Source organism: Brevibacillus sp. Leaf182, assembly GCF_001423865.2.
GTDB classification, from domain to species: Bacteria; Bacillota; Bacilli; order Brevibacillales; family Brevibacillaceae; genus Brevibacillus; species Brevibacillus brevis_C.
This window is the reverse complement of record NZ_LMPN02000031.1, coordinates 192,030-215,389: the sequence shown is the minus strand read 5'-3', so window position 1 is coordinate 215,389 and position 23,360 is coordinate 192,030. Positions and strand designations below refer to the sequence as shown.

Sequence of the window (23,360 nt, the reverse complement as noted above, 5' to 3'; positions counted from 1 at the left end):
ACAAAAGAGGAGATACACGCATGACTATCCACTTGCGGCCCACTACTCCAGCAGACATTCCATTCGTATGCGAAGTAGAAAATGCGCCAGAGAATACCCCGTTCATTATTCCATGGAGCGAAGAACGGCACCACAACGCTCTTGGCGACCCGGACATCCTCCATATGATTGCCGAAAAAAAAGAAACAGGCCACCCCGTCGGCTACGTTATCATCGCCGGGCTGACCAATCCTCATCAAAGTATTGAGCTTATGCGTATTACAATCGCAGTGAAGGGGGAAGGTTACGGTCGCAACATCCTGCGCCAGATCAAGCAGTGGGCATTCATCGAGCAAAAAGCCCATCGACTCTGGCTGGATGTAAAAGAAACGAACGACCGCGCCCGCAGCCTTTACTTATCCGAAGGGTTTCACATAGAGGGCACCTTGCGCGATTGCCTAAAAGCTGGCGATACTTACGAATCCTTGATCATTTTATCGATGCTGGCAACGGAATATGACGCCTAGGGGGCAAATGCGTCCGGAGTCGTGACGTACAGCCATTTGCCGTCGTTGCTAGCTCCCAAAATCGAAACACTTGCTGGCAGTCCTTTGACCAGCACAGATTGTTGCTTACGATCGGCATCGAACAGGAAGAGCGACGACACGGACTCCGCTCCTTGTTCAGCTTTTTCCCAATCGATATAAACCAAATGGTGAGTGCCTGGAATCCATATCGCTTCTGGCTTCATTTCCATCAGTTTGACGTCGCCCTTAAACACCCCTGCATTCCAATACATTTGATAGGCGCCATCCGTCGACTGGATATAGCCAGACCACGCTTCTTTGGGAACCGGTGGATTCCAGCTAATCACCTTGCCTGACTGCCAATCGTAGCGTTGACGAAGCTCTTCAAAGCTTTCTTCCTCTGTTCTCATTTCAAACGTCGCGTAACGTCCATCATCCATAAAACTGACGGGCTGGACTTGCCCATTCATTTCATCTGTTGGAACCCATCCTTTGATGACACCTGGGAGGCGCCGTTCTTTTCCCGTCGCCAAATCATACACGACCAGATCGAGATCCTTTTTCTGTTCGGTCTTGCCTACTGCCATCAATACATGCTTGCGATCATGGCTAAAGCTGGCTCCATGTACGTATCCATCTACCTTGACACGAGTAGCAAACTCGCTTTTCGGTACTTCTGTCCCTTTCGGTGGATACGCGAAAAAGAAGCCGCGTCGATCTGCCATGAAGTCGCCTGAACCGCTATAGTTGTCAGTCAGCTCCACTGGATAAGCAGTCAGCTCTTTTGACTGTGTGTCATAAATCGAATACAGCATGGGGAAACGGGCATCGCACTCACAATATTCTGTAAATCGCTCCAGCAGTACATACCGTTCCTCAGGATCGATAAACTCCATGGGAGTCCTGACGGCAAAGTCCGTCATTTTTTCTTTTACCTTGCCATCGACTGAGACTCGCCAAATCTGAGCTGGAGCAAACACCACCGCCGCGAAATCATTCGTATCGTCAAACACGGTTCCCTTTACCGTCTTCGCTCCTGCTACGTTTACAACATATTCCGTCCAGCTTCTGTCTTTGGCAAGCGTATCAGGAAGGGTAGCCAGCAATTGCAGTTGACGGTCGTGCACCCAGTGAAACGTAAAAATCGGCTCCACGAATCCCAAGTCCTCTTTTTTGGTCTCTTCCTGGGCATTTTTGCGAATAGCTGCTTCGACGGTTCCACGATTCACGGCTTCCTTAAAAAAGAGGGTGTACGCCTGTGGTGCAGGTCCCACGACTGTTCTTCGAGGAGAGCGGAGCTGTGGAGCATCGTTTAGCTGAATGACCACGTCTTCTTTCATCGCCGCGTAGTCGTAAGGCAGTTCCTTTTGCTTCCATTCCTTTGTTGTTTGGCTGGTCGTATGGGATGGGCCAGTCTGAGCAATCCGACTGTCCGTGGAAGTTGCTTGCGCGAAGTCGGATCCTGTCATGATAAGCAATGCGAACACAATGGACATACTCATTCCTCGAATTTTTCGCAAAGACAAAAAACTCGCCTCGCTTCCTAGAAAAATTTACCTTACAGAGGATAGACGTCGATAGCCTGCTTAAAGTTTCACCTCACAAAAGAAAAAGCCTCCCCTCACGCTTGAAGTGGGAAGGCCTTCCTTCATTTCCTAATCGAAGACGACACCTTCCAGCACGCCCTCATTCTTCAAATAGTCACGCAGCCAGTGATACTTTTCGTCGCGCCAGAAGGAGTCCTCTGCTACCAGCTTGACAGTCTCCTGTCTCGCTACCTCCAGCGCTTTGTAATCACTTAATAGATCAGCGACTTTAAACTCCGGCAAGCCGCTTTGCTTTGTCCCGAAAAAATCACCCGGTCCGCGCAATTCTAAATCGCGCTGCGACAGCTCAAATCCATCCGTCGTCTCGCACATGACACGCATCCGCTCTTTTCCGATCTCGGATTTCGGATCGGCGATCAACACACAATACGACTGTTCAGAGCCACGACCTACCCGCCCACGCAATTGGTGAAGCTGAGCAAGGCCAAACCGCTCCGCATCATAAATGACCATATAGGTGGCATTCGGCACATTCACACCGACCTCTACGACCGTTGTACTGACCAGAACAGCGTGCTCTGCCGCAAGAAAGGCTTGCATGACTGCATCCTTTTCCTTCGCTGGCAATCGCCCATGCATCAAGCCTACGCCGAATTCAGGGAAAATGTGTGTGAGCTGAGCATGTACATCAATCGCATTTTGCACATCGAGCTTTTCCGACTCCTCAATGAGCGGGCAAATCACGTAGGCCTGCCGTCCTTTGCGCAGCTCATCCCGCATTTGCTCCAACACAGCCGGAAACTGATCATGCTTTTTCCATGTCGTCTCAATTGGTTTGCGCCCCGCAGGCATTTGATCAATCGTCGAGACGTCCATGTCGCCAAATGCCGTAATAGCCAGTGTTCTCGGAATTGGCGTTGCAGTCATAAACAAGACATCAGGCGACAAGCCTTTATTCCGTAAAATTCGCCGCTGCTCCACACCGAATCGGTGCTGCTCGTCCGTAATCACGAGACCAAGCCGGGAGAAAAAGACATCCTCTTGAATGAGTGCATGGGTACCGACCACGACATCAATTAATCCCATTTGCAGAGAACCGATGACTTCGCGTCTACGTTTCGCCGTCAGGGAGCCTGACAAGAGCGCGACCTGAATGCCGTAATCGGACAGGAGCTTCGTCAACGACTGCACATGCTGTTCGGCGAGAATCTCCGTCGGTACCATCAACGCTCCCTGATAGCCTGCTTTCACCGCAGCAATCAGCGCGATGGCAGCGACAACGGTTTTCCCCGAGCCTACGTCCCCTTGCAGCAGCCGATTCATCGCATGAGGAGCCCGCATGTCGTCCAATATTTCTTTTACCACTCGTTTCTGCGCATCTGTCAGCGGGAACGGCAACCCTTTGACAAATTCCCGTACCTCTTCCATCGGGATCGCCAAAGCAACGCCTTCCGTTTGCTGCCGATTAATCTTGCGCAGTGTTTGCATTTTCAATTGGAATAAGAAAAGCTCCTCGAACATAATCCGTCGCCGCGCTTGACGACCATCTTCTGCATTTTCCGGAAAATGAATCGAATGAAAGGCATGCATTCGCGGCATCAGTCGGTAGCGTTCCACGATATCCGCAGGAAGGATCTCAGGAATCTCCTTGCCGTACTGACGCAACGCCTGTTGAATGGTTTTGCGCAGCAGTGTATGCGTCACATCGCCGCCAAGTGGATAGACAGGGGCGAGCTCGCCTCGTTTTGTCGCACGTTCGGAGTCTACTTCTGTCATTTCGCTCACAGTAATCTGTAGCTTGTGCTTGTCCCATTTTCCTGTGACGAGTATTTCCTTGCCGGGCGACAGCCTGCTTTTGACAAACGTCTGATTGAACCAGACAGCCGTCACCACGACACGATCCATGACAACCTTGACCGACAGTCGTGATTTTCTTTTTCCATAAAAACGAACAGAGGGTTCGCCGTACACCGTACCTGCCAGCGTGACCCTCTCTCCGTCTTTTACTTCTGTCAAATCGCGCACACGGTAATCTTCATAGCGAGACGGGAAATACTCCAGCAAATCACCAATGGTGTTGATTCCCAGTCCTGCAAATGCCTTCGCCCGCTCTTCCCCTACCCCGTGCAAAAGGGAGACGGGCGATTGATATGCACCAGCCATCTTACTTCTCCATCCGTACACCGAACACTTTGGCTTCGATCATGCGGCCCGTTTGCGTGGCAGCAAGACCACCCTGTGCGGTTTCCTTCAGCGTAGTCGGCATGGCGCAGCCGATTCGGTACATGGCCTCGATGACTTCATCTGTCGGGATTACGCTCTTGATGCCTGCCATAGCCATATCTGCAGCTACCGTCGCAATCGCTGCTCCCATCGCATTTCGTTTGACACATGGTACTTCAACCAGTCCGGCTACGGGGTCACAGACCAGACCGAGCATATTTTTCAACGCGATCGCCACTGCTTGGGCAGATTCCTCAGGCGTACCGCCAGCCATTTCTACAATCGCCGCAGCAGCCATGGCCGTTGCAGAGCCCACCTCTGCCTGGCAACCACCGGCAGCACCCGAAATGAATGCGTTATTGGCAATGCAATACCCGATAGCGCCTGCCGTAAACAAATAATTGACCATTTCCTCACGGGTCGGCTGCAGCTTGTCAGATACGGCAAACAGCGTCCCTGGTACAATACCACATGCTCCTGCTGTCGGCGTTGCGACAATGGTACCCATTGCTGCGTTTACTTCGTTAACCGCCACGGACATCGAGACGGCATTCAAAAGGGTGGGACCAGACAAAAACGTCTTGGTCTCCATATATGTTTGCAGCTTCTTCGCATCGCCGCCCGTCAATCCGCTATGCGAGCGAATATCTTCAGTAAGTCCGCGACGCACTGCTTTTTCCATCACATCGAGGTTGGCGTACATATCTTGCATAATGGCATCCCGACTGCGCTGGGAAACTTCCATTTCTGCTTCAATCATCACCTCGGAGATTTTCTTCCCCTGGGATTCGGCCAACTCTACTAGTTCAGCCACATTACGAAACATCTGGTTGTTCACTCCTCTAATCCTGCTCGTCCTTTTGCTTAGTTCAATGCGAGCAGGGATACGTCAAAGATATGGGGGATTTGACGAATTTCCTCCAGCACTTCCGGCGAGATCGTCGAATCCGTTTCAATTGCCATCAAAGCACGCGAACCGCGTGTATGTCGAGACACTTCCATGAGCCCCACATTAATGTTGTGCTGAGTCAGTACCTTTGCCACAGCCGCAATCATCCCAAAGCGATCCTCATGCAAGACCAAGAGTGTCGGTGTATCGAAGCCCAACTGAAAGGAAAACCCGTTCACTTCCAACACTTCGATCTTCCCGCCACCAATGGAAACACCAACGATTTCAATCTGACGCTCATCATCAGACAGCTTGATCCGCGCCGTGTTCGGGTGCTCTGTCAAAACCTCAGAAGTAGTCAGCTCCACTTCCATGCCCGCTTTTTCTGCAATCACCAGCGAATTTTTCAGACGCAAATCTGACGTGTCAAAGTCAAGGATTCCTGCAACAGTCGCCACATCAGAGCCATGTCCTTGATACGTTTTTGCAAATGAGCCGTAAAAAACAATTTCTGCTCGCAAAGGCATTCTGCCAAACAGCTTGCGAGCCACACGACCGATACGAGCTGCACCAGCCGTATGGGAGCTAGATGGCCCAACCATGATTGGACCGATAATATCAAATACGCTTTTGTACTTCACCGGTTCTCCTCCTGAATCACAAGGGGTTCAACAAGATTCACTCTCATTGTATCCTACAGCCTGTGAAAGCGCTACAGAGGAAACTGTACGTAAAGCAATCATAACCGATTTACGCAGACAACATGCGGTCAAATCCGGCTAAATGAAAAAACTCCCTCTGAGAAGAAGAGGTCTTCAAGGATAGTCAAGCCGGTAATCTTCTGAGTCCCACAACTAGCATGTATGCGTGCGAACTTCATGAATTTCATTTTATTTCTTGGGAAGAGAAATTAGGAATACCTTTACGGGATCTAGTTCTCGGTCGAAATCGGCTTGAACATCATTCCCTTCGTTTGCTGTTTCTCCTATTGGAATTCCATCATGATAAGGAAAGTGAATAAACTCGTTAATGATTGTTTCAAGCTCATCAAGGATTTCAATCTTTCCGTTAAAAGGGAGTCTTTCATGAATCTGAGATATAAGATTAAACCTTAGTTGCGAAGCCTGCCAATCGAACCAAACATATAACAGCATTCCATGATCACTATTTGATTTTAAAATTTGCTGCTGTCTATCCTCTATTACTTTATGGAAAAAGTTCATGAAATCAGAAACTGTTAACTGACTAGCTAACTGCATACTTAAAGAAATAGACCACCTATTAGCAGAAATTTCTTTGTTCAAATCATCTTTATGACCGCCAATAAATAGAGAGTCATACACAATATCCTCCAACTCAATAAGGAAATCATCCTTATTCACCAAAACCCCCCTTATTTTTCATGACTTTTAAATAGTTTTAACAGAACCTCTATATAAAAAAGAAGCCCCCTGTCCTCAGGGAAGCTCCTCTCCATACCACATATGCCTTACTTATCTTTTACCATGACAATCCCAAGTAGCCCTGGACCTGTATGTGTACCGATCACGGGACCAATCTGTTCCAACCAAGAGTCCGTTACCGTAAACTCTTGCTTGAGTCGCTCCAAGAGCTCAGCCGCTTGATCTGGAACACTGCTGTGCAGCACAGCGATTTTCACCGGGTTCCCTTGCGCGTATTCCTGCAAAGCTTCAAATACGCGATTCAGAGCCTTCTTCGTCCCTCGTACCTTGTCAAAAGCAGACACGTACCCAGCGGTATCCAGTGTCAAAATCGGCTTGATATTCAAGAGCGAACCGATAACAGCAGATGCTTTGCCGATCCGACCGCCTTTTTGCAGGAACTCCAGCGTATCCACAATAAAGTAAACCTGCACCTCATCCAAATAACGATCAATCTGATCCAGAATCTGCTCCTTGTTCTTGCCTGCTTGTGCGGCTTTTGCAGCCTCCACGCAGATCATTCCATGAACAAACGAAGCTTTGCGGGAATCGATCACCGTAATGTCGATATGTTCATCCAACATCGACTTGGCGATCATCGCTGATTGATACGTACCCGATAAGGAACCCGATAAGAGTATGGCAATGATTTGCACGTCCTTGCCATATTTCTCATAGATCGCTTTGTACGCTTCGGCAAATTCAAGCGGAGACGGCTGCGAGGTTGTCGGCATCACGCTCGATTGCTTCAGCTTCTCGAAAAACTCTGAAGACGAGATAGTGACTGCGTCCACATACGTTTCCGCCCCAAACATGATTTTCAACGGGACGGCCACGATCCCCAATGACTGCCTCACAGACGCATCGATATCGGACGCGCTGTCGGTAAGAATCACAATTGGCATTCTCGATCGCTCCTCTCCCTATTTGTTCGTACTTAAAAAGTTGGCTTTTACTCGACAGAAAAAATAAATGGATACAACGGTTGACCGCCTGCCTGGATCTCAACTTCCACATCCGGGTATGCATCGGACAAAGCTTTTTCTAAAGCATGAGCCTGATCTTCCGTCGCATCTTCTCCTAAGAATATCGTCACGATTTCGGAGTCTTCATCCACCATTCCCACGAGCAGCGTCGTTGCGCAAGCTAGCAAGTCGGGACCTGCTGTGACGATTTCTTTCTCAGCCATGCCGATATAATCGCCTTCTTTGATTTGTACCTCACCCATTTGCGTGTCGCGAACCGCGTGCGTCACCATACCTGTTTTCACCTGAGCAATCGCCTTGGTCATCGCTTGGGCGTTCGCTTCCGGTTCAACATCTGCACGGAAGCTGACCAGTGCTGCCAATCCCTGCGGAATGCTCTTCGTCGGTACGACAGATACAGGAACTTCAGCAAGCTCGGATGCCTGCTGTGCTGCCATGATGATATTGCTGTTGTTTGGCAGGATGATGATGTGCTGGGCATTCAGCCCTTCGATGGCCTTCATGAAGTCCTCTGTGCTCGGGTTCATCGTTTGGCCACCCTCTACTACTACATGCACACCCATGCTGCGCAGAATCGTAGCGATTCCCCCACCAGTAGCTACCGCGATCAATCCGTATGGAAGCAGTTCTGTAGCAGGTTGAGCAGTGGTTTCTGGCTTCACCTGTCCTTTGCTTTCTTCCGCTTTTAGAATGTTCGCATGCTGCTCGCGCATGTTTTCTATCTTCAGTCGATGCAGGCTGCCGAATTGCTGAGCGTATTGCAGTACGCTTCCCGGATGCTCTGCATGAATATGTACCTTGATGACTTCATCATCAGAGACGACCAGTAGTGAATCGCCCATCGTATCCAGATGGCTGCGGAACAGCGCTTCTGAAAACGGCTTTTTGTTCGGCTCAGTGCTATGCGCGACATGAACCATAAATTCCGTACAGTACCCGTACGTGATGTCTTCTGTTTTCATGTGGATTTGTGCATGATGCTGTTCAGAAATGAGCTTGTCCAGCTCTTCCTGACCCATTTTAGGTATCGAACGCTCACGATCGGCGGATAGCTCTTCCCCGCGCAATGCTCGCAAAAACCCTTCATAAATAAACAAGAGACCTTGTCCACCTGAGTCGACTACGCCCACTTCTTTTAGAACAGGCAGCATTTCCGGCGTACGCAACAGCGTAGCTTGCGCCTGTTCGTATGTTTTTTCCATGACAGAGATAATATCATCTGACGTGCGCGCTGCACGCACAGCCATCTCCGCCGCTTCACGGGCAACAGTCAAAATCGTGCCTTCTACCGGCTTCATCACTGCCTGATACGCAGAGTCAACACCAGCTTTCAAGGCATCGGCAAACTGACGGGCGTTAACCTCATCTTTTCCATTGACTGATTTGCTGAAGCCGCGGAATAACTGGGACAAAATCACGCCGGAGTTACCGCGCGCGCCCATTAACAGACCTTTTGCCAAAGCAGCTGCCGATTCAGTGATTCGGGGGGATTCTTTTCGAGTCAGCTCCTCCACACCGGAAGAGAAAGTCAAATTCATGTTTGTCCCCGTATCGCCATCCGGCACAGGAAAGACGTTTAATCCATCCACTACTCTGACGTTGTCGGATAAAAGGTTCGCCCCCAGGTAAACCATCCGGCTAAACAGCACGCCATCTAGACGCGTATGTACCAACTGATGTTCCTCCTTACATATCCCTGTCTGTACGAACTCCCTGCACAAAAATATTAACAGCAGTCACATCAATGCCTACCGTTTGCTCCAAGGTATATCGAACACGGCGTTGTACGTTGCCTGCCACCTCGGAAATTTTCACGCCATAGCTGACGATAATGTGCATGTCCAATACTACTTCGCCATTTGTGTTATGAACGACGACACCTTTGCTCAGGTTGTCTCTTCCTAACAGTTCAGCGATTCCATCTTTCAACGCTTTGCGAGAAGCCATGCCCACAAGTCCAAAAACTTCCATGGCCGCGCCGCCAGCGATCCGTGCGATCACGTCTTCTGTAACATCGATCTTTCCTAGCGATGTATTCATTTCCACTGTCATGCAAGGACTCCTCCTCTGTTAAACAGCTTGACCGTCATAGGTAAGCGTAACCATGCTTCCTTACAATTCTACACTAACACAAAAGAGAAATGAAGCGTTTTGTCGATCCTATCAACCCTATGAGAAAGACTGGGTAAATCATCTTGTCAAGTATTGCAATTGACAGCAATGTTGTGCTAATATAGTCGAGTATTTGTATTTCCCACAAAGGAAATCCCGTTTAGATGTAACAAGGGAGGTGGATCGTAATGGCACGTCGTTGCTTTGTAACAGGTAAATCTGCTAAAGCTGGAAACGCTCGCTCCCACTCCATGCGCGCAACTCGCCGCACCTGGGGTGTCAACGTACAAAAAGTGCGCATTCTCGTAAATGGAAAACCGAAGCGCGTTTATGTAAGTACTCGAGCACTGAAATCCGGTCTCGTAACTCGCGTATAGTTGATCTCAACTATGCGAAAAAAAGCACCCTCGAGGTGCTTTTTTGCATTTCTCCCGGATCTCCACTCTTCTCCCAAAGGAGGCTCGGGGCCGAAGCTTCACTTTTTCTTGTTGAACGCCTCGATGATGCCCCGAATCATGCCACCCAGGAACTTCGGCAACTTGATGGTGTAAAACCGCATGCTACCCCTCCTCACCGAAATTACTACACACGATACAAATACACGCCGGCCCCTATGAGTGCTAATGCCAATAGGCTATACCAAACCCACGGAGGTGCCCAATACAGGAAAATGGTGATTCCCCCGACAGCCAACGCAACCCCGAGAACACGTCGCAAGGCGCCCCCCTGTCGCAGGCGATAGGAGCGCAATCCCATTTCGCGTAAGCACCTCCTTTAGGTGTTCTCAAAAACGTGCATATTACATCATATTCTGCTGTCGGATAAACATGTATCCTGCCACATGAAAAAAGTAGATGTCTTAAGAAGTAAAAAATCAGGCAACGGAACTCGCTGCCTGATTACATTATGTGGATAGTTTGTACTTGATACCGATTTTTTCCTGTTTCTTATGCGACTCGATCGCGTGCGGGGAACAGCAACTGCGATGCGCTACTAAGCACAACTGTCAAGACGACTCCCGCGATAATCATTTCTGGCAGCAAGTACGTGATGTTATAAATGAGGGAATATTGCCAGACTGGTACACCTTCTGGCGCGTAGCTGCCAAACCAAATAACACCCGATAGAAAATGGCAGACAAATCGTCCAATCACGCCGATAAACAAGCCGCTCCACAGTACGATGATTCGTTGCTTCGTTCCTTCATAGCCAGACAGGCGAACAAGCCCAGCGAGACCCAGCACACCAAAAGCAAGCGGATAATCCAGCAACAACTGAACCGGATGGACAACTGTACTGCCCAAGAGCAATTGAAGAAATCCAACAACAAGTCCGGTAATGACACCAGCAGCGAGTCCACGGCGAACAGCGATCAACGCGATTGGCACCATCACCAGCGATACAGAGCCGCCCTGTGGCATATCGAAAACCTTGATCTGACTAAACACAATTGCAAGAGCCGCCATCATCGCCATTTCCAACAAAATGACCAACCGTTGACGATCCAAAATAGTCACTCCTCAAAATAGAATAAATAAAATTTTTTACACTGATAATGTTTCTGATTCTAGCCCAAGTCTATGCGCGTGTCAAAGAAAAAAGCCGCTGCCTCATCGGCACTGCGGCTAGTTGTATTACCGAACCTTCTCCAAAAACTGCTGGGCACGTTCACTTCTTGGCTTTTGGAAAAACTCTTCTGGTGGCGTATCTTCCAAGAGACGACCATCATCGAGGAACAAAATACGGTCTGACACCTCTTCGGCAAAGCGCATTTCATGCGTGACGATTGCCATGGTCATTCCGCTATCAGCCAGCCCCTTCATAACCTCCAAAACCTCCTTGACCATCTCTGGGTCGAGGGCAGAGGTCGGCTCGTCAAACAGCATGATTTTTGGCTCCATCACAAGCGAACGGGCAATGGCTACACGCTGCTTCTGACCACCTGACAAGCGTGATGGAAAGACATCCGCTTTGTCTGCCAGCCCTACGCGCGTCAATAGCTCTCTTGCCTTTTGTTCCGCTTCAGCCGCAGACATGCCTTTTACTTTCATGGGGGCATAGGTCAAGTTTTTCAATACCGTCATATGCGGAAACAAGTGAAAATGCTGGAAAACCATCCCAATTTGCTGACGGATGCCCATCACGTCAGCCTTTGGAGCCGTGATTTCCTGTCCGTTGATCGTAATTGTACCCGTCGTCGGCGTCTCCATCAGGTTGATGCAACGCAATAACGTTGACTTCCCCGATCCAGATGGACCGATGATGGCGACAACCTCCCCTTTACCGATGTTCGTCGTGATGCCCTTCAACACATTCAGTTGTCCAAATGACTTCGTAATGTTACCGATCTTAATCACTGAGTCTCATCCTCCGTTCCAGTACGCGAGCTACCCAAGTCAGGATCATAACCATGACATAGTACAGGATACCGGCGATCATGTATGGCTCAAAATAGCGGAAGATGGTGCCTTTGACCACATTCGCGTTCTGCATGATGTCTGCAAGACCAATCGTGGAAACGAGGGCGGATTCCTTCAAAAGTGCAATCGTTTCATTGACAAGAGCAGGCAAGATATTTTTGACAGCCTGCGGCAAAATAATGTCGAGCATCATCCGATGATAAGGTACACCAAGCGCTTTGGCCGCTTCCCACTGCCCTTTATCCACCGCCAAAATTCCACCGCGAATCGTCTCAGAAATATATGCACCTGAGTTTAGTGTAAACGTCAGTACAGCTGCTTCCAGTTGTGAAATGTTGTAACCAGTAAGCTGTGGCGTTGCAAAATAAACAAAGGTTAGCTGCAAAATCAAAGGTGTCCCGCGAAAAACAGACGTGTATGCAACCGCGAGCCAATTCAGCAATTTTACATTCGAAATTTTAATGAGTGCGAGGATGGAGCCCCAGAAAAATCCCAATACAACCGAAATTAAGGTAACAAGTAACGTGCCCTTTATCCCTTCCAATATGAAAGGAATATAGGGCACGATTTGTGCAAAATCCAAATTCATGCCCATTCTCCCCTCTTGCTGCTTATACAGTTATTCTTCGTTGCCTGGAGAGATTATTGACCGAACCATTTTTGAATCAGCTTGTCCATTTCTCCGTTTTCTTGCATCTTTTTAATGACTTCATTAAATTTCTCTACGTGCGGCGATCCTTTTGGGAACGCAACAGCGGAACCATTCTTTTCATTTTCTTCCATTGTAGTGAATTGCAGGGAGTCATTGTTTGCCACGAAGCCTTTCGCTACCGTGTCCTCGATAATAGCAGCATCTACACGGCCTGCTTTTACTTCTTCGACAATCTCAGGCAGCTTGTTCAGCGAAGTGATCTGCAAGCCGGAAATAGTCTTTGCAAGCTCCTTTGCTGCCCCTTCCTGAATAGAACCGAGCTGTACCGCCACTTTTTTACCCGCCAATTGCTCAGGTTTGGTCAGATTGCTGTCTTTCTTTGCTACGATCGTATTTTTCGCATCGTAATAGATGGTGGAGAAATCAGCGTTCTTCTCACGCTCAGGTGTTGCTGTCATACCAGCCATAACGAAGTCCGCGCGATTCGTTTGCAGTGCGGGAATAAGTCCGTCAAAGTTCATGTCATTAATTTGCAGTTCGTAGCCAAGCTCTTTTGCAATGTATTTCGCGATATCAATGTCAAAGCCGACAATCTCATCCTTTCCGCTGCTCAGGTCGTGATATTCATACGGCTTATAGTCAGCAGAAGTAGCCATGACCAATGTTTTCTTGTCGCCAGCAGAAGGCGCAGGTGCTTGTCCTGTTGCCGTTTGATTGCCTGTACCGCATCCAGCGATCACGACTGCCGCAAGCATGGAAGTAAGAGCCAAAGAAATAAATGATTTTGTTTTCTTCATGATGAACCCCCGTTGTTATGAATTTTACGCATAAAGCAGTCTATTCGTAGCATTAATTTGCATGAAAACTTATATTTATGCATCACAATGATTATTTTACTCATAATCTGAACAATTTCAATCATTTTTTACCTACATTTTAAATACGGAATATACAGAATTTTATGCACAATTTTTTATTTTAGTGGCAGAAAAGCAAGCAAGGCTTTATAGTGCTAGTAAAAGGAATTACAGGAGGCTGACATGGAGAAAAACTGGACGTCCTATTTTCGGCAGCAGCTCCCAGAAATTATCGAGGAACTGCGTACATATGTAGAAATGGAAACACCCACCCACAACAAGCAAGCTGTTGATCGATTGGGCAGCCTGATTGCTGAGCGCTTTCGCCAATTGGGGTGTCGGGTGGAGAGCTTGCCACAAGAGCAATACGGAAATCAGCTTCGAATGGAGTATGGAGATGGCGACGAGCAGATCCTCATTCTCGGTCACTTCGATACTGTAAAAGACATTGGAACATTAGCCGTTGAGCCTTGTCGCGAGGAAGATGGACGACTCTATGGGCCTGGTACATACGACATGAAAGCAGGGATCGTTTTTAGCTATTTTGCCCTGCGCGCCATGATGGAACATAATCTTTCGCCCAAAAATAAGCTCGTCTTTTTTTGGAACACCGACGAAGAGATTGGCAGTGTTTCTTCGGAAATGCTCATTAGAGAGGAAGCAAAAAGAAGTAAATATGCATTGGTGCTGGAGCCTGCCGCTGGAGATGGCTCTTTGAAAACAAGCCGTAAAGGCGGCGGAGACTTCATACTAAAAGTAACAGGCCGCGCTGCGCATGCAGGCAATGATCACGCCAAGGGGATCAATGCGATCGCCGAGCTGGCTCACCACGTCCTCGCTATTCAATCATTTACGAATTATGAAGCGGGCACAACCTTGTCTGTCGGTACCATTACAGGCGGAAGTGCATCGAACGTCGTACCTGACTTTGCCATGACAGAAATCGATGTGCGCATCCAAAGCCGCGAGGAAAGGGAGCGTATTACCCAATTGATGAGTCAGTTGACCCCTGTCCATCCCGAAGCCAAGCTGTCCCTAGAAGGCGGGATCACCAAGCCCCCCATGGAACGAACGGCGGGTACCGAGCAACTGTTCTTGCATGCACAGGAACAAGCTCGTTTGGAAGGTTTTGAATTGACGGAGCAAGGTGTCGGCGGAACAAGCGATGGAAACTTCGCCGCTGATGCAGGAACACCTACGCTTGACGGTTTGGGACCTGTTGGTGATGGAGCCCACGCTTCCCACGAGCATATCGTCATTGACGCCATTCCTGGCAGGATTGCCGTAATGCTTCGGATGTTTTTAACCTTGTCATAATAAATTTACAGGTGTATAATTTTATGGAAAATTAAGGCTCCGTCTATTAACGACGGAGCCTTATCTGCACTATTTTCGAATAGGCAGTCATATATATTCCTATTCGAATAACAAGGAGAGGGAAAACATGGAATCAATCACCACATCGCCAAGCAATCCCGTAGGATTTTGGCGTCGGCTCGGTGCCGGTCTGCTAGATGCAATCATCATCGGACTACCGCTACTACTGCTCACCTATATCATTACAGGCACTACCGAAGACAATCTTGTTACCAATATCATCTCCTCACTGTACAGCCTCCTCGTACCTGTATTTTGGCATGGTTATACAGTAGGCAAAAGAATTGCAGGTATTCGCATCGCCCGAATCGATGGAGAGTCCGTGGGAATCGGAACCATGCTGTTACGCAACCTGGTCGGAGGGATCGTGTACGTCATTACACTCGGTCTTGGTATAATCGTCAGCGCCATCATGGTTGCTGTTCGTCAGGATAAACGCTCGATCCATGATTTGATCGCCGGTACGTATGTAACATCGAATCAACCTTAATTTTTCCAAAACAGCATATCCAGACTAAAAAAGACCGGATATAATCATCCGGCCTTTTTTCATTTTTATCCATCAAGCCGTTTATCGGAACAACACCTGATCTGTTTTTGCATCCATAAACACCATTGTTGTGTATGGCGGCAGGCTTGCACGCACTATGATATAAGGTGTGTGCACCGCTGGCAATGTAATCTCTTCTGGAGCAGGATTTGTCAACTCTACATAGACCGTGAGCATTTCCCATCCTTGCTGAGTTCCAACAACCTTCAAGCTATAGCCAGAGGTAGGCATTTCACCACGAGAGACCACATACAGGTCGCCTTGACGATGTACACCCTTCTTCGATTTTACTTTTCCTACGAATGCACGTTCAGCCGCTGTCAATGTACCTTCTTTTACGATAGACAATTTTTTCGTTTGCACGTCTACTTGAGAAGTCGTGCTCGGCCCCGAATGTTTTTGTTCAGCGTGCACGGCAGTTTGTGAAAATGGCAGAATGGAGAGAATGGTGAGAACCGCTACACTGTTTTTCCATAACGATTTCATACATGATCAACTCCTGATTTTTTTAGAGGGCGTAAAACCTTTCTTGATACTGGCCAGTATCTCTCAGATAGGAAATTTTTACCACCATCTGGATAATTTGATTTAATCATTATATTTATTAAAAAGCAATATTTTCCAAAATGTTTTATTTTTGTTCATTAACCTTTACCGATTTTTGCTGATAATCCTTATAATAGTAAGAATAAATCAATTTTATTCTATTTGTAGTTTGAACTATAATTATACTTTTATTTTTATTATTAATTGATTTATCATATAATTAATTAAAATATTCAGATGATTGGAAACAGCGCAAATAGGAGATAGCAAAAAAAGCTGACGCCGATTAATTATCGTCGTCAGCTTACAGCTACGTATTATTCTTACTGTCCGCGAATCGCAGCGATCGCTTGGCCGCGATCTGCCTGATTGAATACCGCGCTTCCTGCAACGAGGACAGTCGCTCCTGCTTCCTCGCACAAACGTGCTGTTTGAGCATTGACACCGCCATCGATTTCGATTTCCACATGCCCCAAGCCACGCTCGTTCAGCATTTGACGCAACTGGGCAACCTTTGGCAGAACGCTGTGAATGAATTTTTGTCCACCAAAACCAGGGTTCACTGTCATGAGGAGAACCATATCCAAATCAGCGAGGACTGGCTCGATCGTGGAAATCGGTGTAGCCGGGTTCAATACCACTCCCGCTTTTACACCTTGCTCCTTGATCAAGTACAGCGTGCGATGAAGATGACGGCATGCTTCCTGATGAACCGTAATCCAGTCTGCTCCACTTTTCGCGAATTGCGGAATGTAGCGATCTGGTTCCTCAATCATCAAGTGTACATCGAGAGGCAGCTTGGTCACTGGGCGAATCGCCTCTACAATCAGAGGACCGATTGTAATGTTTGGAACGAAGTGTCCATCCATCACATCCACGTGAATCCAGTCTGCTCCTCCCTTCTCGACATCGAGAATTTCCTCACCCAGACGGGCAAAATCAGCAGATAGGATAGAAGGTGCGATTTTTACCATGGTTTGTTCCTCCGTTGGTATTCTTTTAGCTCTTCGCGGAATTGTTTGTAGTGTTCATAGCGCTGTTCACTAATCTCACCAGCCTCCAGTGCGGCCTGCACGGCACAAGCTGGCTCGCTTACGTGAAGACAGCCACGGAATTTGCATTCCGAGCTGCGATCGGCAAAGTCCCGGAAGGATTCCGCCAGATCAAGCTCGGAGAAATCGATGAATTCCAGTGAGCTGAAGCCCGGTGTATCTGCCACATAGCCGCCGCCCGCAAGCGGAATCAGCTCGACATGACGTGTTGTATGCTTTCCTCGTCCGAGCTTTTGGCTGACATCTCCTGTTTGCAGACTGACACCCGGAAACAGCATGTTGATCAGAGAGGATTTGCCTACACCTGACTGACCTGCAAAAACGGATATGCGGTCCCGCAAAATCTCACGCACGTCCTCCACACCGCGTTCATCCGCTGTTGAGGTCGGAATCACGCGGTACCCGACCGCTTCATATTTCTCCACGATTTCGGCTACCTCTTCTTCCGACACTTGATCGGCTTTGGATAGCACAATCACAGAATCAATCCCTGCATGCTCCGTGTGCGTCAGGAACTTGTCCAACAGCAACGGACTGAACATCGGCTTGTACATCGAAAAGACAAGTACCGCCTGATCCACATTGGAAATGGGCGGACGAACCAACTCATTCGTCCGTTCGCCCACCTCCATGATATAGCCTTCTTCCTCATTGATCGCGTCGTAGACGACCCAATCCCCAACCAGCGGATTTACTTTTGCATCTTTTTTCTTGAAGAGCCCTCGTGCACGGCAACTGTAGATTCGCCCTTCGTCGGCTACATAATAGAAACCGCTCAGCGCTTTCACAATCCGTCCTTCTGGCATTCATGTCCCTCCACTACACTATGGCAAGCTGCTATAGGAAATCGAATACTTTTGTGCCTCCATAAAGTTGTTCATGTTCGGCCCTTTGACCAACAGCCTGATCAACGCATCTTTTTGAGGCGATACTACGTATGGCACATTGTATTCTTTGCTTTCAGAAACAGTCTCAGTCAGTACAACCTTCGTACCGCTGGCATCCGTTACTTCAATTTGCACTTCCAACGTATCACCCGGCATCACATCTACATAGACAGGCGAATTCCCGGTCTTGGCGTCCTGCGGGAATTGGCCATTGCTGACCTCAAGCGGAACCGAAACTCCCTGTTGCACATCCATTCCCGGATCGTATGGGTGAGTGCTCAGAACAATGCCTGGTTTGTCCGTGGTATAAGTAGGCACTTCCTTGATTTCACCGACAGACAGCCCTTTTTTGAACAATTCTACTTGTGCAGCCTCTACTGATTTATTCCGGACATCCGGCATTTTCACAAAGGCTTTTCCTTTACTAATCGTGACCGTCACATTTGTTTTGGTCGGGAACACCTTTTCATTTGCGGCTGGAGACTGCTTGATAACCGTTCCTACCTCGGCCTTGTCGTCCGCTTCCTCTACGAAAGTGACATTCTCCAGTTTAAAACCATTGCTTTTCAATGCTTCCTCTGCTGTTGCTCGCGGCAACGTAACCAGATTTGGCATATTGATCTCTTGTTGCCCTTTGCTTACATACAAGGTCACAACGGAATTTTCCTTTAACCGCATGGGAGGTGCAGGGTCCTGGCGTATCACCATTCCCTTTTCTATCGTATCATTGGCTTCTTCGACGATACGGGCAACAAGTTTGGCATCCTGAATCTTTTTCTCAGCAAGTGTCACTTCGATCCCTTCTACATGAGGTACCTGTGCCTCTGGAACGGAAGGAAACAGATTCAACAGTAAGTTAAATCCGAAGAATGCCAGTACGAAAAACAGTCCGATACCGCCTACCCATAATAGGGCTTTGACCCACCATTGTTTCTTGGCTGGTTTGGCGTCCTCTTCTTCCGTACGCTGCTCATAGCGACCACGCCCCGCTCCTCCGGTTTTGCCATTGGTATGGTCTTTGAGCATGTCAGGTGTGATGATTGGCACCACACGCGTCATCTCTTCATCCACCGGGAACGTCAGCTTTTCTTCGTTTAATCGCTCAGGGAACAGGCAGGTCTCCAAATCTTCTAGCATTTCACTCGCGGATGCGTATCTGAGAAACGGGTCCTTTACCAGCGCCTTCAAAATGACATTTTCCACACTCTGTGGAATAGCCGGATTGACTTGGCGCGGCTCTGGAAGCGGCTCCTGCAAATGCTTAAGCGCCACTGATATAGGCGAATCACCGGAAAACGGCAGTTCACCCGTCACCATTTCGTACAAGACGATCCCCAGCGAGTAAATATCGGATTTTTCCCCGGTAATCCCACCGCGCGCCTGCTCTGGCGAAAAATAATGGACAGAGCCAAGCATCGCATTCGTATGCGTAATCGTAGCTGAAGTAACGGCTCGCGCAATCCCGAAGTCCGTAACCTTCACCCGACCATTTTTTCCAATCATAATGTTATGCGGCTTGATATCTCGATGAATGATCTGGTTTTGATGCGCATGATCGAGTGCATCGCAAATTTGCTCGGCGATCCGCACTGCCTCTTCTACCGGCAGTGCACCACGTTGAATAATGACCTCTTTCAACGTATAGCCTTCTATGTACTCCATCACCATGTAATGGGTATCGCCTTCCTGACCGACATCATACACCCCAACCACATTGGGGTGAGATAAGCTCGCCACCGCCTGCGCTTCACGTCGGAAACGATTGACGAAATCTTCGTCCGTACCAAACTGTGAACGCAGCACTTTGACTGCCACTGGACGATTCAAAATTAAATCTTTGGCCTTGTATACAATGGCCATACCGCCCCCACCGACGCGGGATTCTATTTGGTATCGTCCTCCCAGTCGTTGACCTTCCATCTCTCTCACCCCTCTTCCTGACCGGCATCAAGCGTATTTCGTACGGCAACCAGCGTTATGTTATCTTCCCCACCGGCATCCAGTGCTTCCTGCACCAAACCGTCCACCTTCGCTTGTAACGATATCTGTTTCTGCAAGCTTTCTTCTAAGGAAGGATGACTGACCTTGTTGCTCAGTCCATCAGAGCAAATCAAGACGATATCACCCTCTGACCATTCAAACTGCCCAAGATCAATAAGCACATCCGGTTCAGTCCCAAGCGAACGCATAATGACGTTGCGATGAGGATGGACAGACGCCTCCTCGGCTGTAATCTGTCCACTTTTCAACAGCTCATTGACAAGGGAATGGTCTTCCGTTTTCATGACCAGTCCGTCTTGGTTGTAAAAATACAGACGGCTGTCTCCAATATGCGCGGTAATCACAGTAGATTGATCGAACAAGGCCGCAACCACGGTTGTGCCCATGCCACTGCACTCCGGATGTTCAACCGCATATTCATAGACTTCTTTATTCGCTAGCAGGATAGCGTTCATCAATTGCTCACGCACATCCTCTGCTTCGAGGTCCCCATCTAGGTGACGCAGTTCTTTTACTATTCGCTCAACAGCAAGGCGACTGGCAATATCACCAGCCTGATGGCCACCCATACCATCTGCTACAATGGCGAGCACGCGTCCGTTTAAATCGGTCACACAGGCATAATAGTCCTCGTTAACCTGACGAACGCGGCCAACATGGGATTTCATCGCGATTTCCATGGCATCACCCCACGGTTTCTTTAGCGTGCTGTGCCCTCAATTGTCCGCAAGCAGCAGCAATATCACTGCCTTGCTCACGTCTGATGGTCACATTGATTCCTTTTTCCTCTAAAATGCGTTTGAACTGAAAAATCTCATTGCGTGGCGTGCGCACATAATCACGCTCCGGTACGTAGTTCACCGGGATCAGATTCACGTGGCAAAGCATGTCGCCAATAAGTTCGGCCAGCTCCTCTGCATGTTCGGGCTGATCGTTTTTCCCACCGAATAGACCGTACTCAAAACTGATGCGGCGCCCTGTCTTGTTAATGTAATGGTGGCATGCTTCCATCAGCTTAGCGAGCGGGAAGCCGCGGTTAATCGGCATCAACTGGCTTCTCAGCTCTGTGTTTGGAGCGTGCAGGGAAATCGCCAGGTTCACTTGTCCGCCACGTTCAGCAAACTCATAAATCTTCGGCACAATTCCACTGGTGGAAACCGTAATGTGACGAGCACCGATATTCAAACCACGGTTATCGTTGATTACGGACAAGAACGCCATCAAGCTCTCGAAGTTCTCGAAAGGCTCCCCGATCCCCATGACGACAACGTGACTGACACGCTCACCTTCCGCATCCAATCTGCGTTGTGCCGTCAATACTTGAGAGACGATTTCACCTGCATCTAGGTTACGTTTTAGTCCACCTAATGTAGAGGCACAAAACGTACATCCGATACGGCAGCCCACCTGTGTCGTAACACAAATGCTGTTTCCGTAGTTATGACGCATAATTACTGTCTCAATCGCATGTCCATCGACAAGCTGGAACAAAAACTTGATCGTTCCATCCTGCGACTCCTGATGCGTGATTTCCTTGAGTGGCTCCATGCGGAACGTATCAGACAGCTTTTCGCGCAGCTCCTTGGACAAATTGCTCATCTCGTCAAAAGAAGTGACGCGCTTTACATATAGCCAGTCAAAAATTTGTTGCGCACGAAATGCTTTGTCGCCGGCACTAACCAGCCATTCCTTCATTTCATCTTGTGTCAAACTGTAAATAAGCGGCTTTGCGCCAGTAAATGTCGTTAATGGCATTCTATCTCCACATCCTCAAAATCATTGCTTGCCTAAATCCATTCTATCATTGTACCTCGTGGGGCGTCTCGCTTCAAACGGTTTTGACATCCATATTCATAAATGCGTCGCTTTTCCTAGTGTAAACCAATACGCGCGCTCGCAAACAAAGGCAAAGGAGTGGCATTTTCCACCTGTTGGTGCGCCACCCCTTGTTAGTATGTCCGTTTCCTTATCCTCTTCGTTTCAATCGCGCGATAAAGAATCCATCACTCTCGAAATGGTGAGGCAAAATTTGTACGCAGGCTCCGGTTTCATCGACATGCTTTCTGACTGCCTCAGGCAGGTCTTGTGCCAGTGTATCATCGAATACGAAGTCAGGGTGTTCTTCGACAAAGCGGCGAACAATCTCCTGGTTTTCTGTTGGCTCTATCGTACATGTGCTGTAAACCATCAAACCACCCTGAGCAAGCATCGGCGCCAATGTCTTGAGCAGTTCGTACTGTAGCTGAGCAATCGCACGGACATCTCCAGGTGTTTTGTTCCATTTCAGATCAGGCTTGCGACGAATCACGCCAAATCCGGTACATGGCGCATCGAGCAGAATTCGGTCGAAAGTTCCTAGCGCTTTTTCTGGTAGGTCAAGCGCATCACTTACGATTGGCTCGATGATTGTAATCCCGAGTCTTTTCGCTGCACTCGCAATCAGATCGCGTTTGTGCGGATGCACGTCACTCGCGATGATTTGCCCGCGGTTTTCCATCATTTCCGCTATATGCGTTGTTTTTCCACCTGGCGCCGCGCAAGCATCCAGTACGCGCATACCTGGTTGCGCAGCAAGAGCTGGTGCTACGAGCATTGAGCTCTCATCCTGAATCGTGAAGTAGCCTTCCTTGAACAAGCGAGAGCCTGCTGCATGTCCGCCCTCCATCAGAATAGCATGAGGACTGACAGACGACGCTTGGCCTTCCAGCCCTTCTTCCGCCAGCTTGTCCAGCACTTGATCCTTCGTCGTTTTCCATGCATTGACCCGGACAGAGCTATGCGGGGTTCTATTGTTGGCTTCGCAAATCGCAACCGTCGTCTCTTCGCCATATACCTCAAGCCACTGACGCACAAGCCATTCTGGATGAGAATAGGCTACGGCGATTTGCAAGGCACGGTCGCCTTTTGGCTGACGCTCCCACACATCCGGCTGGCGCAATACATTGCGTAAAACACCGTTGACCATCGAAGCAATCCCTTGGTGACCACGTTTCTTGGCGATTTCAACCGCCTGGTGTACGGCAGCGCGCTCAGGAATACGGTCCAAAAAGCGAATTTGATACAAGCTGAGGCGCAATAAGTTACGGACCCAGGTCTGGACCTTTTTATTCCCGACAAAATGGGACAGGACATGATCCAGCGTCAACTTGCGCTGAATGGTACCGTACACAAGCTCTGTTACCAGCCCTGCATCTGCTGCACTGAGATTTTCCCGATCCAGGACATTGCGCAGCTCAAGATTGCTGTAGGACTTATGTTCTTCTACCCTGTTCAAAACATCGAGGGCGATATCGCGAGCTCCCTTTTTTGCCAC

General features: G+C 48.6%; 25 protein-coding genes. 4 read left to right on the top strand and 21 right to left on the bottom strand.

Features of this window, described 5'->3' with window-relative positions:
- Window positions 1–20 precede the first annotated feature (20 nt).
- On the top strand, window positions 21–506 hold the full coding sequence (locus tag ASG16_RS22510; protein WP_056486303.1) for a GNAT family N-acetyltransferase: 486 nt from the start codon (window positions 21–23) through the stop codon (window positions 504–506).
- On the opposite strand, the gene ASG16_RS22505 is transcribed toward ASG16_RS22510, so the two are convergent.
- The 8 genes from ASG16_RS22505 to ASG16_RS22470 form a co-directional block, all read right to left on the bottom strand.
- Window positions 503–2,002: a hypothetical protein gene (locus ASG16_RS22505; protein ID WP_056486300.1), complete on the bottom strand. Its 1,500-nt coding sequence runs from the start codon at window positions 2,000–2,002 to the stop codon at window positions 503–505. The two genes, ASG16_RS22510 and ASG16_RS22505, sit on opposite strands and share 4 nt — an antisense overlap.
- Before the next feature lie 159 nt (window positions 2,003–2,161).
- Entirely contained in the window at window positions 2,162–4,216 is a 2,055-nt protein-coding gene (recG, locus tag ASG16_RS22500; protein WP_056486298.1) for an ATP-dependent DNA helicase RecG, read from the bottom strand.
- Between the two features lies 1 nt (window position 4,217).
- Window positions 4,218–5,102 (bottom strand): L-serine ammonia-lyase, iron-sulfur-dependent, subunit alpha, encoded by an 885-nt coding sequence (gene sdaAA, locus ASG16_RS22495; protein ID WP_007728344.1) that lies wholly within the window; start codon window positions 5,100–5,102, stop codon window positions 4,218–4,220.
- 38 nt (window positions 5,103–5,140) lie between these two features.
- On the bottom strand, window positions 5,141–5,806 hold the full coding sequence (gene sdaAB, locus ASG16_RS22490; RefSeq protein ID WP_056486296.1) for an L-serine ammonia-lyase, iron-sulfur-dependent subunit beta: 666 nt from the start codon (window positions 5,804–5,806) through the stop codon (window positions 5,141–5,143).
- 249 nt (window positions 5,807–6,055) lie between these two features.
- Window positions 6,056–6,547 carry a hypothetical protein gene (locus ASG16_RS22485; RefSeq protein ID WP_056486293.1) on the bottom strand — a complete coding sequence of 164 codons (492 nt, stop codon included), beginning with the start codon at window positions 6,545–6,547 and terminating at the stop codon, window positions 6,056–6,058.
- 107 nt (window positions 6,548–6,654) lie between these two features.
- The gene (fakB, locus tag ASG16_RS22480) at window positions 6,655–7,512 is read right to left on the bottom strand and encodes a fatty acid kinase binding subunit FakB (protein WP_056486290.1); all 858 of its coding nucleotides are present in this window, start codon (window positions 7,510–7,512) and stop codon (window positions 6,655–6,657) included.
- A 47-nt stretch (window positions 7,513–7,559) separates the two neighbouring features.
- Entirely contained in the window at window positions 7,560–9,266 is a 1,707-nt protein-coding gene (gene fakA / locus ASG16_RS22475; RefSeq protein WP_056486287.1) for a fatty acid kinase ATP-binding subunit FakA, read from the bottom strand.
- Window positions 9,267–9,279: 13 nt separating this feature from the next.
- Window positions 9,280–9,645: an Asp23/Gls24 family envelope stress response protein gene (locus ASG16_RS22470; RefSeq protein ID WP_007728362.1), complete on the bottom strand. Its 366-nt coding sequence runs from the start codon at window positions 9,643–9,645 to the stop codon at window positions 9,280–9,282.
- A 248-nt stretch (window positions 9,646–9,893) separates the two neighbouring features.
- Here ASG16_RS22470 and rpmB point away from each other — a divergent pair, with 248 nt between their 5' ends.
- Entirely contained in the window at window positions 9,894–10,082 is a 189-nt protein-coding gene (rpmB, locus tag ASG16_RS22465) for a 50S ribosomal protein L28 (protein WP_005831020.1), read from the top strand.
- A gap of 98 nt (window positions 10,083–10,180) precedes the next feature.
- Here the strand turns inward: rpmB and spoVM are convergent, their stop codons facing one another.
- The 6 genes from spoVM to ASG16_RS22440 all read right to left on the bottom strand — a co-directional run bounded on the left by spoVM (window position 10,181) and on the right by ASG16_RS22440 (window position 13,574).
- Window positions 10,181–10,264, bottom strand: a complete 84-nt coding sequence (gene spoVM, locus ASG16_RS22460; RefSeq protein ID WP_005831022.1) for a stage V sporulation protein SpoVM — start codon at window positions 10,262–10,264, stop codon at window positions 10,181–10,183.
- 23 nt (window positions 10,265–10,287) lie between these two features.
- Window positions 10,288–10,461: a hypothetical protein gene (locus ASG16_RS31010; RefSeq protein WP_007728365.1), complete on the bottom strand. Its 174-nt coding sequence runs from the start codon at window positions 10,459–10,461 to the stop codon at window positions 10,288–10,290.
- Between the two features lie 191 nt (window positions 10,462–10,652).
- Complete coding sequence (thiT, locus tag ASG16_RS22455; protein WP_056486284.1) at window positions 10,653–11,213, bottom strand: energy-coupled thiamine transporter ThiT; 561 nt, start codon at window positions 11,211–11,213, stop codon at window positions 10,653–10,655.
- A gap of 126 nt (window positions 11,214–11,339) precedes the next feature.
- Window positions 11,340–12,062 carry an amino acid ABC transporter ATP-binding protein gene (locus ASG16_RS22450; RefSeq protein WP_056486282.1) on the bottom strand — a complete coding sequence of 241 codons (723 nt, stop codon included), beginning with the start codon at window positions 12,060–12,062 and terminating at the stop codon, window positions 11,340–11,342.
- Window positions 12,055–12,714: an amino acid ABC transporter permease gene (locus ASG16_RS22445; protein ID WP_048035888.1), complete on the bottom strand. Its 660-nt coding sequence runs from the start codon at window positions 12,712–12,714 to the stop codon at window positions 12,055–12,057. The genes ASG16_RS22450 and ASG16_RS22445 overlap by 8 nt, the downstream gene beginning before the upstream one ends.
- A gap of 53 nt (window positions 12,715–12,767) precedes the next feature.
- Complete coding sequence (locus tag ASG16_RS22440; protein ID WP_056486280.1) at window positions 12,768–13,574, bottom strand: transporter substrate-binding domain-containing protein; 807 nt, start codon at window positions 13,572–13,574, stop codon at window positions 12,768–12,770.
- Window positions 13,575–13,817: 243 nt separating this feature from the next.
- Here ASG16_RS22440 and ASG16_RS22435 point away from each other — a divergent pair, with 243 nt between their 5' ends.
- Both ASG16_RS22435 and ASG16_RS22430 read left to right on the top strand, forming a co-directional pair.
- Window positions 13,818–14,951 (top strand): M20 family metallopeptidase, encoded by a 1,134-nt coding sequence (locus ASG16_RS22435; RefSeq protein WP_056486278.1) that lies wholly within the window; start codon window positions 13,818–13,820, stop codon window positions 14,949–14,951.
- Between the two features lie 127 nt (window positions 14,952–15,078).
- The gene (locus ASG16_RS22430; protein WP_056486276.1) at window positions 15,079–15,501 is read left to right on the top strand and encodes an RDD family protein; all 423 of its coding nucleotides are present in this window, start codon (window positions 15,079–15,081) and stop codon (window positions 15,499–15,501) included.
- 81 nt (window positions 15,502–15,582) lie between these two features.
- Here the strand turns inward: ASG16_RS22430 and ASG16_RS22425 are convergent, their stop codons facing one another.
- The 7 genes from ASG16_RS22425 to rsmB all read right to left on the bottom strand — a co-directional run bounded on the left by ASG16_RS22425 (window position 15,583) and on the right by rsmB (window position 23,360).
- Window positions 15,583–16,047, bottom strand: coding sequence for a protease complex subunit PrcB family protein (locus ASG16_RS22425; RefSeq protein WP_056486275.1), 465 nt, complete (start codon window positions 16,045–16,047; stop codon window positions 15,583–15,585).
- Window positions 16,048–16,430: 383 nt separating this feature from the next.
- The gene (gene rpe / locus ASG16_RS22420; protein ID WP_048033650.1) at window positions 16,431–17,081 is read right to left on the bottom strand and encodes a ribulose-phosphate 3-epimerase; all 651 of its coding nucleotides are present in this window, start codon (window positions 17,079–17,081) and stop codon (window positions 16,431–16,433) included.
- Window positions 17,075–17,965: a ribosome small subunit-dependent GTPase A gene (rsgA, locus tag ASG16_RS22415; RefSeq protein ID WP_048033651.1), complete on the bottom strand. Its 891-nt coding sequence runs from the start codon at window positions 17,963–17,965 to the stop codon at window positions 17,075–17,077. Before rsgA ends, rpe begins: the two co-directional genes overlap by 7 nt.
- 18 nt (window positions 17,966–17,983) lie before the next feature.
- Complete coding sequence (pknB, locus tag ASG16_RS22410) at window positions 17,984–19,966, bottom strand: Stk1 family PASTA domain-containing Ser/Thr kinase (protein ID WP_048033652.1); 1,983 nt, start codon at window positions 19,964–19,966, stop codon at window positions 17,984–17,986.
- Between the two features lie 5 nt (window positions 19,967–19,971).
- Window positions 19,972–20,727 (bottom strand): Stp1/IreP family PP2C-type Ser/Thr phosphatase, encoded by a 756-nt coding sequence (locus ASG16_RS22405; RefSeq protein WP_056486272.1) that lies wholly within the window; start codon window positions 20,725–20,727, stop codon window positions 19,972–19,974.
- Window positions 20,728–20,731: 4 nt separating this feature from the next.
- Window positions 20,732–21,802 (bottom strand): dual-specificity RNA methyltransferase RlmN, encoded by a 1,071-nt coding sequence (rlmN, locus tag ASG16_RS22400; protein WP_056486269.1) that lies wholly within the window; start codon window positions 21,800–21,802, stop codon window positions 20,732–20,734.
- 211 nt (window positions 21,803–22,013) lie between these two features.
- Window positions 22,014–23,360 (bottom strand): 16S rRNA (cytosine(967)-C(5))-methyltransferase RsmB, encoded by a 1,347-nt coding sequence (gene rsmB, locus ASG16_RS22395; RefSeq protein WP_056486266.1) that lies wholly within the window; start codon window positions 23,358–23,360, stop codon window positions 22,014–22,016.

Coding starts and splice junctions, on each gene's coding strand:
- ASG16_RS22510 (WP_056486303.1), top strand. CDS start 21: ATGACTATCCACTTGCGGCCCACTACTCCAGCAGACATTCCATTCGTA.
- ASG16_RS22505 (WP_056486300.1), bottom strand. CDS start 2,002: ATGTCCATTGTGTTCGCATTGCTTATCATGACAGGATCCGACTTCGCG.
- recG (WP_056486298.1), bottom strand. CDS start 4,216: ATGGCTGGTGCATATCAATCGCCCGTCTCCCTTTTGCACGGGGTAGGG.
- sdaAA (WP_007728344.1), bottom strand. CDS start 5,102: ATGTTTCGTAATGTGGCTGAACTAGTAGAGTTGGCCGAATCCCAGGGG.
- fakB (WP_056486290.1), bottom strand. CDS start 7,512: ATGCCAATTGTGATTCTTACCGACAGCGCGTCCGATATCGATGCGTCT.
- ASG16_RS22470 (WP_007728362.1), bottom strand. CDS start 9,645: ATGACAGTGGAAATGAATACATCGCTAGGAAAGATCGATGTTACAGAA.
- rpmB (WP_005831020.1), top strand. CDS start 9,894: ATGGCACGTCGTTGCTTTGTAACAGGTAAATCTGCTAAAGCTGGAAAC.
- spoVM (WP_005831022.1), bottom strand. CDS start 10,264: ATGCGGTTTTACACCATCAAGTTGCCGAAGTTCCTGGGTGGCATGATT.
- ASG16_RS31010 (WP_007728365.1), bottom strand. CDS start 10,461: ATGGGATTGCGCTCCTATCGCCTGCGACAGGGGGGCGCCTTGCGACGT.
- ASG16_RS22445 (WP_048035888.1), bottom strand. CDS start 12,714: ATGAATTTGGATTTTGCACAAATCGTGCCCTATATTCCTTTCATATTG.
- ASG16_RS22440 (WP_056486280.1), bottom strand. CDS start 13,574: ATGAAGAAAACAAAATCATTTATTTCTTTGGCTCTTACTTCCATGCTT.
- ASG16_RS22435 (WP_056486278.1), top strand. CDS start 13,818: ATGGAGAAAAACTGGACGTCCTATTTTCGGCAGCAGCTCCCAGAAATT.
- ASG16_RS22430 (WP_056486276.1), top strand. CDS start 15,079: ATGGAATCAATCACCACATCGCCAAGCAATCCCGTAGGATTTTGGCGT.
- ASG16_RS22425 (WP_056486275.1), bottom strand. CDS start 16,047: ATGAAATCGTTATGGAAAAACAGTGTAGCGGTTCTCACCATTCTCTCC.
- rpe (WP_048033650.1), bottom strand. CDS start 17,081: ATGGTAAAAATCGCACCTTCTATCCTATCTGCTGATTTTGCCCGTCTG.
- rsgA (WP_048033651.1), bottom strand. CDS start 17,965: ATGCCAGAAGGACGGATTGTGAAAGCGCTGAGCGGTTTCTATTATGTA.
- pknB (WP_048033652.1), bottom strand. CDS start 19,966: ATGGAAGGTCAACGACTGGGAGGACGATACCAAATAGAATCCCGCGTC.
- ASG16_RS22405 (WP_056486272.1), bottom strand. CDS start 20,727: ATGGAAATCGCGATGAAATCCCATGTTGGCCGCGTTCGTCAGGTTAAC.
- rlmN (WP_056486269.1), bottom strand. CDS start 21,802: ATGCCATTAACGACATTTACTGGCGCAAAGCCGCTTATTTACAGTTTG.